The sequence below is a fragment of the Caulobacter sp. BE254 genome (genome assembly GCF_031457295.1).
Classification (GTDB): domain Bacteria; phylum Pseudomonadota; class Alphaproteobacteria; order Caulobacterales; family Caulobacteraceae; genus Caulobacter.
The window spans coordinates 584987-599766 of record NZ_JAVDWJ010000002.1 but is presented as its reverse complement, the minus strand read 5'-3'; the positions used below and the strand labels follow the sequence as shown (position 1 = coordinate 599766).

General features: G+C 66.9%; 14 protein-coding genes. 13 read left to right on the top strand and 1 reads right to left on the bottom strand.

Features of this window, described 5'->3' with window-relative positions; translation table 11 throughout:
• Positions 1-188: 188 nt before the first annotated feature.
• The 6 genes from J2X41_RS06775 (at position 189) to J2X41_RS06750 (ending at position 7385) form a co-directional block, all read left to right on the top strand.
• Positions 189-1982 (top strand): beta-galactosidase, encoded by a 1794-nt coding sequence (locus J2X41_RS06775; RefSeq protein WP_310080664.1) that lies wholly within the window; start codon positions 189-191, stop codon positions 1980-1982.
• Between the two features lie 282 nt (positions 1983-2264).
• A complete protein-coding gene (locus J2X41_RS06770; RefSeq protein WP_310080663.1) occupies positions 2265-4025 on the top strand; it encodes an ABC transporter permease subunit in 1761 nt (586 codons plus the stop codon).
• 12 nt (positions 4026-4037) lie between these two features.
• On the top strand, positions 4038-5369 hold the full coding sequence (locus J2X41_RS06765; RefSeq protein WP_310080661.1) for a nitrate/sulfonate/bicarbonate ABC transporter ATP-binding protein: 1332 nt from the start codon (positions 4038-4040) through the stop codon (positions 5367-5369).
• A gap of 17 nt (positions 5370-5386) precedes the next feature.
• Positions 5387-5683, top strand: a complete 297-nt coding sequence (locus J2X41_RS06760; RefSeq protein ID WP_310080660.1) for a hypothetical protein — start codon at positions 5387-5389, stop codon at positions 5681-5683.
• Positions 5684-5749: 66 nt separating this feature from the next.
• Positions 5750-6682 (top strand): NAD(P)-dependent alcohol dehydrogenase, encoded by a 933-nt coding sequence (locus J2X41_RS06755; protein ID WP_310080659.1) that lies wholly within the window; start codon positions 5750-5752, stop codon positions 6680-6682.
• Between the two features lie 19 nt (positions 6683-6701).
• Positions 6702-7385 carry a YafY family protein gene (locus J2X41_RS06750; protein WP_310080658.1) on the top strand — a complete coding sequence of 228 codons (684 nt, stop codon included), beginning with the start codon at positions 6702-6704 and terminating at the stop codon, positions 7383-7385.
• A gap of 113 nt (positions 7386-7498) precedes the next feature.
• On the opposite strand, the gene J2X41_RS06745 is transcribed toward J2X41_RS06750, so the two are convergent.
• Entirely contained in the window at positions 7499-7867 is a 369-nt protein-coding gene (locus J2X41_RS06745; RefSeq protein WP_310080657.1) for a PRC-barrel domain-containing protein, read from the bottom strand.
• Between the two features lie 461 nt (positions 7868-8328).
• Between J2X41_RS06745 and J2X41_RS06740 the strand changes: the two genes are divergently transcribed.
• From J2X41_RS06740 to J2X41_RS06710, 7 genes are all read left to right on the top strand, one after another.
• Positions 8329-8976 carry a hypothetical protein gene (locus J2X41_RS06740; RefSeq protein ID WP_310080656.1) on the top strand — a complete coding sequence of 216 codons (648 nt, stop codon included), beginning with the start codon at positions 8329-8331 and terminating at the stop codon, positions 8974-8976.
• Between the two features lie 35 nt (positions 8977-9011).
• Positions 9012-9251: a hypothetical protein gene (locus J2X41_RS06735; RefSeq protein WP_310080655.1), complete on the top strand. Its 240-nt coding sequence runs from the start codon at positions 9012-9014 to the stop codon at positions 9249-9251.
• Positions 9252-9453: 202 nt separating this feature from the next.
• A complete protein-coding gene (locus J2X41_RS06730) occupies positions 9454-10224 on the top strand; it encodes a response regulator transcription factor (RefSeq protein WP_310080654.1) in 771 nt (256 codons plus the stop codon).
• Positions 10221-11543: an ATP-binding protein gene (locus tag J2X41_RS06725; protein ID WP_310080653.1), complete on the top strand. Its 1323-nt coding sequence runs from the start codon at positions 10221-10223 to the stop codon at positions 11541-11543. The genes J2X41_RS06730 and J2X41_RS06725 overlap by 4 nt, the downstream gene beginning before the upstream one ends.
• 156 nt (positions 11544-11699) lie before the next feature.
• Positions 11700-12395, top strand: coding sequence for a carbonic anhydrase (locus J2X41_RS06720; protein ID WP_310080651.1), 696 nt, complete (start codon positions 11700-11702; stop codon positions 12393-12395).
• Positions 12392-13951 carry a SulP family inorganic anion transporter gene (locus J2X41_RS06715; RefSeq protein ID WP_310080649.1) on the top strand — a complete coding sequence of 520 codons (1560 nt, stop codon included), beginning with the start codon at positions 12392-12394 and terminating at the stop codon, positions 13949-13951. The genes J2X41_RS06720 and J2X41_RS06715 overlap by 4 nt, the downstream gene beginning before the upstream one ends.
• 66 nt (positions 13952-14017) lie before the next feature.
• Positions 14018-14416, top strand: a complete 399-nt coding sequence (locus tag J2X41_RS06710) for a MucR family transcriptional regulator (RefSeq protein WP_310080647.1) — start codon at positions 14018-14020, stop codon at positions 14414-14416.
• Positions 14417-14780: the final 364 nt, after the last annotated feature.

The following is a 14780-nucleotide window of genomic DNA, read 5'->3' as shown; positions in this document are numbered from 1 at the left end:
CGCGCAACAGGCGTGCGCCGACCGCCGAGAAGCCGTATCCTAGCCGGGCTCGTCATCGCTAAGGTAAGGCCGTCCTATTCGGGAAGATCGATTCTGAGGGATCGGCGCCATGGGTGCGGGAGAGACATGTGAAGCGGACTGTTCGACTGATGCTTTGCGCGGCGCTTTCAGCGTCGGCGCTATCGTCTTTGCCCGCCAAGGCGCAGCCCCGCGCGCCTGTGCACAGCTTCGCGGTCGACGGCGCCGGGTTCCTGAAGGACGGCAAGCCCTACCAGATCATTTCGGCCGAGATGCACTATGTCCGCATCCCTCGCGCCTATTGGCGTGACCGCCTACGCAAGGCCAAGGCGATGGGCCTGAACACCATCACTACCTACGCGTTCTGGAACGCGCACGAACCGCGCCCCGGGGTCTACGACTTTACCGGCCAGAACGACCTGGCCGCGTTCATCCGCGCCGCACAGGCCGAGGGGCTGGACGTGATCCTGCGGCCGGGCCCTTATGTGTGCGCTGAATGGGAACTCGGCGGCTATCCGTCGTGGCTGCTGAAGGACCGCAGCCTCGTCCTGCGCTCGACCGACCCGAAATACACCGCCGCCGTCGAGCGGTGGATGGTGCGGCTGGGCCAGGAGGTCAAGCCGCTGCTGCTGCGCAACGGCGGCCCGATCATCGCGGTGCAGCTGGAGAACGAATACGGCGCATTCGGCAGCGACCAGGCTTATCTCAAGGGGCTGGAAGCGACCTACCGCCGGGCCGGACTGGCCGACGGCGTGCTGTTCACCTCCAACCAGGCGTCCGACCTCGCCAAGGGGTCCCTGCCGCAGCTGCCTTCCGTGGTGAACTTCGGCTCGGGCGGGGCCGAGAACGCGGTCGCCAAGCTTGAGGCGTTCCGGCCCGACGGGGTGCGGATGGTCGGCGAATATTGGGCGGGGTGGTTCGACAAGTGGGGCGAGGATCATCACGAGACCGACGGCCGCAAGGAGGCCGAAGAGCTGGGTTTCATGCTGAAGCGCGGCTACTCGGTGTCGCTGTACATGTTCCACGGCGGCACCACGTTCGGCTGGATGAACGGCGCGGATTCGCACACCGGGACCGACTACCATCCGGACACCACCAGCTACGACTACGACGCGCCGCTCGATGAAGCCGGCAACCCGCGCTATAAATACGGGCTGCTGGCCTCGGCCATCGCCGAGGTCACCGGCAAGCCAGCCGCGCCCACGCCCGCGCCGACCGTCGCCGCCACCTTCCCGATCTCTCCGGTCCGGCGCAGCGCTTCGCTATGGCTCAATCTTCCCCAGCCTGTCCGCGCCAAGCAACCGCTGACGTTCGAGGAGCTTGGTCAGAACTATGGCTACGTCCTCTACCGTGTCCCCCTCGCCAAGGGGAAGGCCGGCGCCCTGGTCCTCAAGGGCATGCACAGCTATGCCCAGGTCTATGTCGACCAGAAGCTGGTCGGAACGCTGGATCGCCGTCTCGGCCAGGAAACGGTGGAGCTGCCCCAGCGGGCCGGCCCCGCCACGCTCGATATCCTGGTCGAGAACACCGGACGCATCAACTATTCGCACGCCATCCGGACCGAGCAGACGGGGCTGACCGGCGCCGTCACCCTGGACGGCGCGCCGCTGGACGACTGGAGCATGTTCCGCGTGCCGATGGACGACCTGTCCAAGCTGCGGATGTCGCCCGAGCCCTGCGTCGGCCCCTGCTTCTACGAAGCCGAGATGACGGTGGACCAGCCCGCGGACACCTATCTGGACCTGCGCGGTCTCCACAAAGGGCAGCTCTGGCTCGGCGCGCGCAATCTGGGCCGGTTCTGGTCGATCGGACCCGTGCACACCCTGTACGCGCCCGCTCCGTGGATGCGGCGCGGCGCTAATCGGATCGTCTTCTTCGATCTGACGGGTGACGCTACCGACCGCCTGACGACCGTGAAGGCTCCGGTCTTCGGGAAAGTCACGACCAAGCGCGAGGCGCAGTAGCCGTCAAAAGGGCGGCCACCGGCCTGCGCCAACCTCTACCGAACGGCTGGCGAATGCGCGCCGGCCGTTCGGCGTCGCGAAGCAACTTGACAAGCGCACCGGCGAGGATCATTCCGCCGCCAAGCTTCCCGCTGCGACGCAGCATAGGCCCCTAACGGACCCTCAGACCCATGCCCAGCGACAGTTACAGTCGATCCAACACGCCGCGAGAGGCGTCCCGGTAGGGTCTGGCAGCAGGCTTCCTCCGTGACGGCCTTCGCGGCCAATCACGAGGTGAGCCCCATGGTTTTCCTGTCCGGAGACCCCAAGGCCGCGCGCCCGCTCGCGCGCTTTCTACGCGTCGGAACCGTCCCGTCCTGGGCGGATCTAATCGCTTTCCTGTTGCTGGCCGCCGCCGCGATCCTGATCGTGCGCGGGACCGAGGACATGAGCCAGTCCCTGGCCGTGCTGCATGCCACGCCGGTGACTCTGGACCCGGCTCGCCTGCCCGAATACGCCCTGCGCACCACGCTGCGGATGTTCCTGGCGTTAGGCGCCTCGCTGGTCTTCACCTTCACTGTGGCGACGCTGGCCGCCAAGAGCCGCAAGGCCGAGCTGATCATCGTGCCGGCGCTGGACATCCTGCAGTCCGTGCCCGTGCTGGGCTTTCTGACCTTCACCGTCACCTTCTTCATGGGCCTGTTCCCTGGCCGCCAGCTGGGCGTCGAGTGCGCGGCGATCTTCGCCATCTTCACCAGCCAGGCCTGGAACATGGCCTTCAGCTTCTACCAGTCGCTGCGCTCGATCCCGTCGGACCTGAACGAGGTCAGCCGCCAGTTCGCCTTCTCGCCCTGGCGGCGGTTCGTACGGCTGGAGCTGCCGTTCGCCACGCCCGGCCTGGTGTGGAACGTGATGATGTCGATGTCGGGCGGCTGGTTCTTCGTCGTGGCGTCGGAGGCGATCACGGTGGGAAACACCACCGTCACCCTGCCTGGGATCGGCTCTTGGCTATCGCTGGCCATCACTCGCCAGGACATCAAGGCGGTGGCCATCGGCGTGGGCGCGATGGCGGTGGTCATCTTGCTCTACGACCAGTTGGTGTTCCGGCCGATCGTGGCTTGGGCCGACAAGTTCCGCTTCGAGCAGACCGCCTCGGGCGAGCAGCCCGGGTCGTGGCTCTACGACCTGGTGCGCCGCACCCGCTGGCTGCGTATCCTGGTCGCGCCGCTGACCTGGCCCGCCAAGGCCATGGCCGCGGTTGATTGGCCATCGATCCCCAGAACGCGGTTCCAGCCACAGGCCCTGCCGGCCGGCACCGGTCGGGTGCTCGACGGCCTGTGGATCGCCCTGGTCGTCGGCCTGGGTCTGAGCGGCGCCTGGGTGCTGTGGGAATTCCTCAGCGCTCATCTGGCGTTCGCCGACCTGCTGACCGCGTTCGGCCTAGGGCTGGCGACGCTGGTCCGGGTGGTGGTGCTGATCGCCCTGGCGACGGTTGTCTGGGTTCCGGTCGGCATGTGGATCGGCCTGCGTCCGGCCTGGGCCGAGCGCCTGCAGCCGCTCGCCCAGTTCCTGGCGGCCTTTCCGGCCAACGTGATGTTCCCGTTCGCGGTGGCGGCGATCGTCGCCTTCCACCTGAACCCCAACATCTGGCTGTCGCCGCTGATGGTGCTGGGGACCCAGTGGTACATCCTGTTCAACGTCATCGCCGGGGCCAGCGCCATTCCCGGCGACCTCAAGGAGGCGGCGGGGATCTTCGGGATGCGCGGCTGGCAATGGTGGCGGCAGGTCGGGATCCCGGGGATCTTCCCCTACTACGTCACCGGCGCCCTGACCGCCTCCGGCGGGTCCTGGAACGCCAGCATCGTCGCCGAGGCCGTCACCTGGGGCGACAAGCATCTGGAGGCCGCCGGCCTGGGCGCCTTCATCGCCAAGGCCACGGCCGCCGGCGACTACGCCCGCGTCACCCTCGGCGTCGCCGTGATGTCGATCTTCGTCATCGCCTTCAACCGCGCCCTGTGGCGGCCGATGTACCGGTTCGCCGAGCGCCGTCTCCGTCTGGCTTAGGGAGGACATCCCATGACCCATTTCACCCCCATCCAAACCGCCGCCCGGGACAACGTCCTCGTCGACGTGCGCGACGTGCGTCACCTCTACGGCAAGGCTGGCGGCGCCAACCTGCTGGTGCTCGACGACGTCGACCTGACCCTGCGCGACAACGAGATCGTCGGCCTGCTGGGCCGCTCGGGCTCGGGCAAGTCGACCCTGCTGCGGTCGATCGCCGGCCTGATCACTCCGACCTCGGGCGAGATCGACTTCCCGACCCGGGCCGGGGAAGCGCCGACCACCGTCAGCATGGTGTTCCAGAGTTTCGCCCTGTTCCCCTGGCTGACGGTGCTGCAGAACGTCGAGGTGGGGCTCGAGGCCAAGCGGGTCAAACCGGACGAGCGCAGGCGGCGGGCCCTGGCGGCCATCGATCTGATCGGCCTGGACGGTTTCGAGAACGCCTATCCCAAGGAGCTGTCGGGCGGCATGCGCCAGCGCGTCGGCCTGGCCCGCGCCCTGGTGGTCGACCCTTCGATCCTGCTGATGGACGAGCCGTTCTCGGCCTTGGACGTGCTGACCGCCGAAACCCTGCGCACCGACCTGCTGGACCTGTGGTGCGAGGGCCGAATGCCGATCAAGGCGATCCTGATGGTGACGCACAACATCGAGGAGGCGGTGCTGATGTGCGACCGCATCCTGGTGTTCTCGTCCAATCCCGGACGCGTGGTCTCGACGGTCAAGGTCGACCTTCCCCAGCCGCGCAACCGCCTGGACCCCGCCTTTCGGGCCCTGGTCGAGGGCATTTACGTGCAGATGACCCAGCCAGGACAGGCGCAGGGCGGCCGCCAGAACGAGGGGCTGTTCCCTGGCTCGGGCGTCAGCATGGTGCTGCCTCGGGTCTCGACCAACATCCTGGCCGGCTTGATCGAGGCGGTGCATGGCGCACCTTTCGACGGCAAGGCCCACATGCCGGACCTGGCCAAGGCGCTACAGTACGAGGCCGACGCGCTGTTCCCGATCGCCGAGACGCTGCAGCTGTTGCGGTTCGCCGAGCTCGAAGGCGGCGACCTGCGCCTGACATCCGCGGCCCTGCGCTATGCGGAAGCCGAAGTCGATGCGCGCAAGTCGCTGTTCGCCCAGCATCTTCTGACCCATGTGCCGCTGGCCGGCCATATCCGCCGCGTGCTGGACGAACGAACCTCACATCAAGCCCCGGCCCGCCGGTTCCGCGACGAACTGGAGGACTCGATGTCGCCCGACTACGCCGAGCAGACCTTGAAGGCGGTCACCAGTTGGGCCCGCTACGCCGAAGCCTTCGCCTATGACGAAGCCGCAGACCTTTTCACCCTCGACGATCCCAATTAGAGGCCGCCGAGCCGAGCATGACCTTCAAGACTCTGGTGCTGGGCGTGGCGACCGCCGCGTCCACGCCCTTTCTCACGCCCGTCACTCGTGTGTCGGGCAATGAACAGGTCATTGACGACTTCGCGGTCGAGGCCCCCGGCGTCTGTCACCTGGAGAATTGGGCGACGCGGTTCGGTGCGCGCTACGGCTTGGTCAATCTCTCGCCGCAGAGCCTGGCGACTTATGTACGCGGCAACCTCCACCCGACCGCCGGCGGCATGCTTCATCGTCTCACCAACCATGGCGCCAGAAACTGTCCTCATGGCAATCCATAGCTGCGTCTCCTCGACAAACCGGAAGGAGACCTTCGTGATCAAGATCCATGGCCTGCGCCACCGCCAATGAAGCGCATCCAATATCACCAGTATGGCGGCCCCGAGGTCATGCGGCTCGAGGACTTTCAATTGGCCGCGCCGGCCGGGGACGAGGTCGCCGTGCAGGTGAAGTTCTCTGCCATCAACCCGATCGACTGGAAGATGCGCAATGGCGTGATGAAGATCGTCACCGGCAAGGCGTTTCCACGGGGCATGGGCATGGACCTCTCCGGCACGGTGATCGCGGTGGGCTCCGACGTGACCCGCTTCAAGCCCGGCGACGCGGTGTTCGGCCTTGCCCGTTTCAAGGAAGCCGGAGCCTTGGCGCAGGCGGTCCTGGCCAAGGAAACCGCCTTGGCCAAAAAGCCCAAGGACGTGTCCTTCGAAGACGCCGCCTGCCTTGGAGCCCCGGGGGCCACGGCCTGGACCGGCCTGATCGACAAGGCTCGTCTCAGGGCCGGCCAGCACGTCTTCGTCAACGGGTGCGCCGGCGCGGTCGGGGAAGCGACCGTGCGGATCGCGAGACTGCACGGCGCCCTCGTCTCGGGCAGTTGCAGCGCTCGTGACATGGACCGCGCCAAACAACTCGGCGTCCAGAAAGTTTTCGACTATCGCACGACCGACGTCTCGACGATCGGCGAGCGGTTCGACGTCATCTACGACACGGCCGCCACCATGACGACGGCGCAAGGCCTGGGCATGCTTCGCAAGGACGGCGTTTTCCTTGACCTGAACCCGTCTCCAAGCAAGTTCATCGGCGCGCTGTTCAACCGTCGACTAAAGCCGGTCATTTGCACACCGACCGCCGAGATGCTCGACGGTCTTGCTCAGGCCGCCCGAGATGAAGACTTCAGGCTGCCCATCGGAGACATAGTGCCGCTGAGCGAAGCTATCGCGCTGATCACCGCTCTCGAAGCCGGCCAAAAGGTTGGTGGAAAGAGCCTCGTCGCCATGGATTGACGTGTCCCGAAGCCATCGATTGTTCGACCTCCTGCAAGCCCTTCGCCGGCGCCGTGGAACGGTGTCCGGCGGGGAGCTCGCGCGCGAACTCGACGTGTCGCTGCGCACGATCCGCCGCGACGTCGCCACGCTTCAGGCTATGGGCGCCGACATCGATGGCGAGCCGGGGGTGGGTTATATCTTGCGGCCAGGTTTCCTGTTGCCGCCGCTGTCCTTCACCGAGGAAGAGCTTCATGCGCTCGTCATCGGCGCCCAGTGGGTGAGCCGACAGACCGACGAGGGCCTGGCGCGCGCCGTCCAGAACGCCCTGGCGAAGATCAACAGCGTGCTTGCTCCGGACATGCGGCGCGCCTTGGACGATAGCGCGTTCTTCGTCAGCCGGGGCGACGGGCGCGTGTCGGGCGTCGACCTAGCGCAGGTCAGGCAGGCCCTGCGCGAGCAGCGAAAGATGCGGGTCACCTGCGCCGACGAGATCGACCCGCCGACGGAACAAATCATCTGGCCGATCATGCTGGGCTTCATCGAGAATCAGCGGTTCGTTGCCGGATGGTGTGAACTGACTTCGGACTTCCGTCTGTTTCACACCGACCGGATCGTGAAGGTCGATTTCCTCGCGGAACATTACACGCCCAACCGGCGTCAGCTGGTCAAGGCGTGGCGAGCCGGGAGCGAGCATCCCTGCAATCAACGCGATTGCAGCTAACCGATCTTCGTTCGGCGCGTAGGGGGTCTTCAAAGATGCGCCAGCGGCCTCTGCTGGCGAGCGACCGGAATCGTGCGCGTTGTGGTCAAGCCGCCGCCAGGACGATCCCTCGGTCAGAACGGCGTCGCGCCGAGGCTGCCGTAATAGGCGCCGATGCTGTCCCGCCAGTCCGCGCCGGCGCCCAGATCCTCGAGATCGCCGCGCGTGAGGGCGGGAGCGGCTTCCAGTTGTTCCTTGCTGAGCGGAACGACGTAACCGCCCTTCTCCAGATCGTACTCGAGCCGGTCCCAAGGCAGCGGATGCAGCTTGTCGCCAAGGCCGAGAAAGCCGCCGAATGACAGCAGGGCGTAGACGACCTGGCCAGACACCTTGTCGATCGACAGATTGTCGATATGGCCGATGCGATCACCGGCCCGGTTGAACACCGGCGTGTCCGTGACCCGATTGGCCATGATCAAGTCGTGGGGAGATGTCGCGTCCATGAGATTCTTCTTTCCAGATTTGGCGCGGGCTCGCGAAACGGATTTTCTCTGATCGGTTTCGCACCGGGGCGCCTCGGTTCCTCCTCCAAAGAAACCATCCGAAAGTCCTGAGGTTCACAGCTGCGCCGCGACCAGAGCGCGTGGCGGCCGAGCAGGCGAGGACAACATCTGCAGATCGCACGGAGCAAGCCGATGGTTCGCCAACCACGGCCGCCGTGCAAGATCGAGCCCCACCGAAGTAGGAATATTTTCCCAACCCATTGACATCCACGCCCGTCATTGAGGTCATTGGCTCGGATCACCGCCGGAGGGCGCTTCATCGTCGCCAACCTCATGCGGCGCCCAGACGCTTCCGCTGTCATCTTTTGTCACAAACGCGATGCAGAGCCGAAAGGCTGCCTCGCCACTCTCGAACCATGGCGAGCGGCTCCCGACGGAGCGGCCTGTTCGGGAGAACAAGGATGAGCAAGACCCGTACCGCTTTGTTGGCTCTCGCAGCCCTGGCCGGCCTGGCCGCCAGCGGCCCGGCAAGCGCCGAGACGACGCTGCTGCCGACCAAGCAGACCGCCCTGGGCGCCGACCACTTTCACGCCCGCGCCCTGGTCATCGACGATCCGCTGGATGTCGAGACCGTGATCAGCTCCGAACGCGGCTTCCAGACCGGCAAGGGCCTGTTTCGCACGTCAACCAACGACAACCACCTGCGCGCCGTGATCGACAAGCGCTCGGGCGCCACCCGCTTCGAGGTCCGCCAGGTCCTCACCTACATGGGCCCGGTCCGGGGTTACGGCGAGGTGGCCTATGAAACCGCCCAATGGCCCGTCCATGCGCCGGTGACCAGGATCAAGGACAACGCCGGCCACTGCTTCGTGTTCGAGGCGCCCGAACTTTGCCGCGAGGAGATCGCCTTCGACATCTCCGAGAACGATCTGCGCCGCGCCGCCGCCGCGCCGGGCGCCTGGAGCTTCAAGTTCAAGTCCGACGGCGGCGACGAGCATCGCACCGCCATCACCCATGCGGAGATCGAGGGCCTGTTGAAAGCCGTCGACGCCTATCGCCGAGCCCTGCCCGCCGCCCAGGCGAAGGCCGAGACCTCGGCGGGCGGCTGAACCCCCTATTTTTGTTTCCTGGAGTTTGTTTCCACATGAAAGTTTTCGCGTCCCTCAGTTTCGCCGCCGTCTGCCTGATGGCATCTCCCGCTCTCGCCGGTCCCGCGGGCACAGGCCTGACCTTCACCCAGGAGGTCGCCAAGAAGGCCCTCCAGAAGCGTGCGGCCGATGCCGCGGTCTCGCCCGGTCAGTCCTCTCCGAAGGCCAACGAGCCATCAAGGCCGGACGGCGCCAAGCAGGAGGATGTCGCCTCCGATACTCGTCGCGCCAGCTAGTCCCCTTCTTCGAAAGGCCGCTGAACACTTGACCGGTCCAAGCGGCCCCCCTCCCCCGGCCGGCTCTAATCCGCGCGTGTGCAAGGCCCAGCCTCGTCCAGGACGCTTCTCGTGCATCCTGGATTTTCGGTTCGCGGTTGGACGGAAAATCGTCGACTCCGGCCTTGTTCGCGCGGTCGCCGCGCCTAAGTACCCCGGGCATATGGATTCTTCAGGCTACGGATCGATCGCCCTCCCGCGCGAGATGGCGACAGCGCCGCTGGCGCCGACCATCCTGATCGTCGAGGACGATCCGGCCCTGCGCACGCTCCTGATGCGGCTGTTGCGCGAAGAGGGTTTCCAGCCCCTCAGCGCGGGCCACGGGGCCGAAATGACCCGCGTGCTCGAGACCAACACCGTCGACCTCATCCTGCTGGACATCATGCTGCCCGGCAGCAACGGCTTTGATCTGTGTCGCAGCATCCGGCGCGAGAGCGACGTGCCCATCGTCATGCTCAGCGCCCGGGACGACGAGACCGACCGCCTGATCGGCCTGGAGCTCGGCGCCGACGACTACATCGGCAAACCCTTCAGCAAGAAGGAGTTGATCGCCCGCATTCGCGCCATCCTGCGCCGCGCTCAGGGCGGGTCGCAGTCCAGCCAGCCGCGCGGCCACCAGCAGATGACCTTCGCCGGCTGGAGCTTGGACCCGGGCCGTCGCGAGTTGCTGTCGCCGGATGGGACCTTCGTCGAGCTGTCGGGGGCCGAATTCGACCTGTTGCTGGCTTTCGTCAGCTCCCCCCAGCGCGTGATCGGCCGCGAGCGCCTGCTGGAAATGTCTCGCGCGCGCTTCTCCGACGCCTCGGACCGCAGCATCGACGTCCTGGTCAGCAGGCTCCGCCGTAAACTGGCCATGAGCGGCCAAGCCGAGGCGCTGCTGCGGACAGTGCGCGGTGTGGGCTACCTGTTCACGGCGGCGGTGGAGCGTCGATGAAGCCGTTGCGGCTTTGGCCGCAGCGCCTGGTCGGTCAGGTCACCCTGGTCCTCATGCTGGCCGTGGCCCTGGAGTTCATCGGCAGCTCCATCCTGTTCGAGAACAGCCGCCTCTATCCCAATCGCGATAACCAGATCCGGCGCGCCGCCGAGCAGATGGTCGCAGCCGCGGCGATCCTGGAAAACGTCCCGCGCACCGAACGCGTCGCCGAAGCGGCGGCCCTGTCCAGTCGCGCCACCCAGCTGATCTGGTCGCCCCGGTCCAGCCTGGTCGACCGCGAGCGCTCGGTCGAGCATGAATTCAAGGACCAGTTCCGAGAGGCCGCGCCCCGGCTGCGTGGCCGCGACCTGCGTTTCAACGCCGCGCAGGACCACGCCCTGCCCAGGGACACCCACCTCAAGGCGGCGCTGAAGCTGCGCGACGGCACCTGGCTGACCCTGAAGACCAAGATCCGGGCCGCGCCCCGGGCGGTGCTGCTGAGCAGCGTCGGCTCGGCCTTCATCCTGGGCCTGGGCGTCATCGCCGCCGCCGCCCTGGTGCTGCACAATCTCAATCGTCCGTTGCGGGCCCTGGCCGAAGCCGCCGACAAGGTCGGTCAGGACGCCCACGTGCGCATCGGCGAAACCGGGGCCGGCGACCTGAAGCTGGTGGCCAAGGCCTTCAACGCCATGCAGGATCGTATCGCCGGTCTGCTGCGGGCCCGCACCGAGGCCTTGGCCGCGGTCGGCCATGATCTGCGCACGCCCCTGGCTCGCCTGCGCCTGCGAGCGGGCTTCGTCGGCGACCCAGAGGCGCGCGAGGCGCTGGAGGCGGACGTCGACGAGATGACGGCCATGCTCGATTCGCTGCTGGCCTATCTGGGCGGCCAGGAGGACCCCGAGCCGCCGCGTCGCACCGACCTGGCGGCCATCGCCATGACGGTGGTCGACAACGCCGTGGACATGGGCCGACCCGCCACCTATGCCGGCCTCGATCATGCGCCCGTCCAGGCGCGGCCGGTGTCGCTGAAGCGGGCGATCAGCAACATCGTCGAGAACGCCCTGCACTATGGCGGCCAGGCGACCCTGACCCTGGCGTACGAGGGCTCCGCAGCGGTGCTGGCTGTCGAGGACACCGGCCCGGGCATTCCCGAGGCGGAGCTGACCCAGGTGCTGCATCCGTTCCATCGCCTGGACAGCGCGCGGGCCCGCAACACCGCGGGCCTGGGACTGGGCCTGACCATCGTCCAGCAGATCCTGCAGCGCGAAGGCGGGACTCTCGTCTTGAAGAACCGCCCCCAAGGCGGGCTACGCGTCGAGTTGCGCCTGCCGGCGCTCTGACCCGCCGCAGACATCCTTTGTCACAAAGCCGCTGCACCGCAGCAAAGCCCCCAAACGATCTTCGGCGGTGCGTCAGGCGAATTCTCGCCGCGACGCCCGCCGCGGCGCTTGCATTCCCCTTTCCTCGCGTCGCGGCGGCCAATCGACGGAGGTCCCTTGGAACAGTTTCTCGAACGCGCCGCCTTGTTTCGCGGCCAGGTCTTCCCCGCCCAGAGCGCCCTCTACGAGCGTCTGGCCAGCCACGGCCAGAGTCCCAAGGCCCTGATGATCTCGTGCGCCGACTCCCGGGTCGTGCCCGAGCTGATCACCCAGGCCGCGCCCGGCGACCTGTTCGTCTGCCGCAACGCCGGCAACATCGTGCCGCCCTTCTCGCAGGCCAATGGCGGGGTCTCGTCGGCGGTGGAGTACGCCGTCGTCGCCCTGGGCGTGCGCGACATCGTCGTGTGCGGCCACTCCGATTGCGGGGCCATGAAGGCCTTCTCGCATCCCGAGGCGCTGGAGAAGATGCCCAATGTCGCGGCCTGGCTGCGCCACGCCCATGCGGCCCACAGCGTCGTCTGCTCCTGCTACGGACATCTCGACGACCATGGCCGGACCCGCGCCCTGTCGCTGGAAAACGTCGTCGTCCAGATCAACCACCTGCGCACCCACCCGTCGGTGGCCTCGGCCATGGCCAAGGGCGAGCTGACCTTGCATGGCTGGTTCTTCGAGATCGAGACCGGGCAGATCCAGGCCTATAACGGCAACACCGGCCAGTTCGAGCAGGTCTACGAGGGCGCGCCCCTTCCCGTCGCCCAGCGCCCGGCCCGTCGCATGGTCGCCGCCGATCATCTGGGCATCGCCGCCGAATGACCCAGGCAGCCGTTTCCTCCCCCAAGGCGACGCCGGGCGGCAAGCTCGGGCTCTCCACGATCCTGTCGCGCGACTTCACCGCCTCGATCGTCGTCTTCCTCGTGGCGATGCCGCTGTGCATGGGCATCGCCGTCGCCTCCGGCGTTCCGGCCGAGCGCGGCCTGCTGACCGGGATCATCGGCGGGATCATCGTCGGGTCTCTGGCCGGTTCCCCCCTGCAGGTCAGCGGTCCCGCCGCCGGCCTGGCCGTCATCGTCTTCGAGATCGTCTCCAAGCACGGCCTCTCGATGCTGGGACCGATCCTGCTGCTGGCCGGACTGGTCCAGCTGGTGGCCGGGGCCCTGAAGCTGGGTCAATGGTTCCGGGCCATCTCGCCGGCCGTCGTCCATGGCATGCTGGCCGGCATCGGTGTGCTGATCGTCGCCGGTCAGATCCACGTGCTGTTCGCCGACAAGCCCAAGGCCCATGGCCTGGAAAACCTGGCCGCCATTCCCGCCGCCCTGGGCGGCGTCTCCTTCTCAAGCCTCGGCGCGGTCGAGGCGGCCCTGGTGGTCGGCCTGGTGACCATCGGCTCGATCGTAGCCTGGGAGAAGTTCCGTCCGGCCAAGCTGAAGCTGGTCCCGGGCGCCCTGCTCGGCGTGCTGGCCGGCGCCCTGGTCGCCGCGGGCTTCGGCCTGGACGTCCAGAAGATCGCCGTGCCGGAGTCGATCGCCGCCGCCATTGCCGTTCCCGGCGCGGGCGACTTCGCCAGGCTGGTCGATCCGATGCTGATGCTCACCGCCCTCGCGGTCGCCTTCATCGCCTCGGCCGAGACCTTGCTGTCGGCGGCCGCCGTCGACCGCATGCACGACGGTCCGCGTACGAAGTACAACAAGGAGCTGTTCGCCCAGGGCGTCGGCAACATGCTGTGCGGCGCGGTCGGCGCCCTGCCGATGACCGGCGTGATCGTGCGCAGTTCCGCCAATGTCCAGGCCGGCGCCGTCTCGCGCCTGTCGACCATCCTGCACGGCGCCTGGATCCTGGCGTTCGTCGCCCTGCTGCCCTGGCTGCTGCGCCAGGTTCCCAGCGCGGCCCTGGCCGGCGTGCTGGTCGTCACCGGCTGGAAACTGGTCAGCCTGGACCACGTCCGTCACCTGTTCGCCCGCTACGGCCTGTTGCCGGCGATGATCTGGGCGGCCACCTTCGTGGCGGTGGTGGCCACCGACCTGCTGACCGGCGTGCTGGTCGGCATGGCGTTGACGCTGCTCGAGTTGATCCCCAACCTGCGGAAGATGCGTCTGCGCATCGCCCAACGCACGCTGGGCGAGCACGAGAGCGAGATCCGCCTGGAGGGCGCGGCCACCTTCGTCCAGTTGCCCAAGATCGCCAAGGTCCTGGACGCCGCGCCCAACGGCGGACTGGTTCACCTCGACACCCGGGCCCTGACCTGCCTCGACCATACCTGCGCCGAAGCCCTCGGCGATTGGCTGAAGAGCAAGGCGAGAGCTGGGGTGAAGGTCGAGATGCCCAGTCCTTGCGCCTTTGGCGACAGGCTTCGCGCGGCCGTTGCGCACTGATCCCCACGCCGCACCGGGCCCAGGGAGGCTTTTGCTCCCTGGGCCCTGCTTCTTCGAGAGATCCCGATGACCAAGGCCCAGGAGCGCGCCGCCAAGATCACGGCTCAAGTCCTCTGCGCTTATTTCAGGAACAACATCGTTTCGCCCGATGACCTGCCGGGCCTCTGCGCCCGCACCTACGCCGCGATCGAGACGGCGCTCGCGCCTTCGCGAAGCCTGGAGCCGAGCAAGCCCCCGACGCCCGAGGAAATCGCCGCCAGCATTACCCGGGACGCGATCATCAGCTTCGAGAATGGTCGACGGTATCGCTCGCTGCGCCGCCACTTGAGACAACTGGGCCTGACCGACGAGCAGTATCGCCGCAAATGGGGACTGCCTGGAGACTACCCGCTCGTGGCCCAAAGCTTCTCGGACCTACGCGCCAACGCCGCGCGCGGCCGGCGGTTGGGCGGTGTAGCGGCTTAACGGACGCCCCGCCTAGCGCGACCCCGGATAGGCCGCACAGCGTTGCCGAGCGCCCGACCACGGCTCCCGCCATCGTCCTTGATGATCATCTGGCAGGGTCGCGCTGTCATTCGAAGCCGGGGAGGAAGCGGCTGATCACATCCGTCACGCACGCCGCCTTGCGAGTAGGTTAGGCACTCACCTAACGAGGCGGATCATTGAGCAAGAATGATTAATGATATAGTACTAATAGATTTCGATTTATAGCGTAGTTTAGATTGCGTATTCATTTACAAATTGCCACTTAGACATAGTTATCAATACTATTGACACGGATCGCGTCCGGGAAGATCGCTAACGCTTGTTTCGCTTCGCGTTGGCGAAC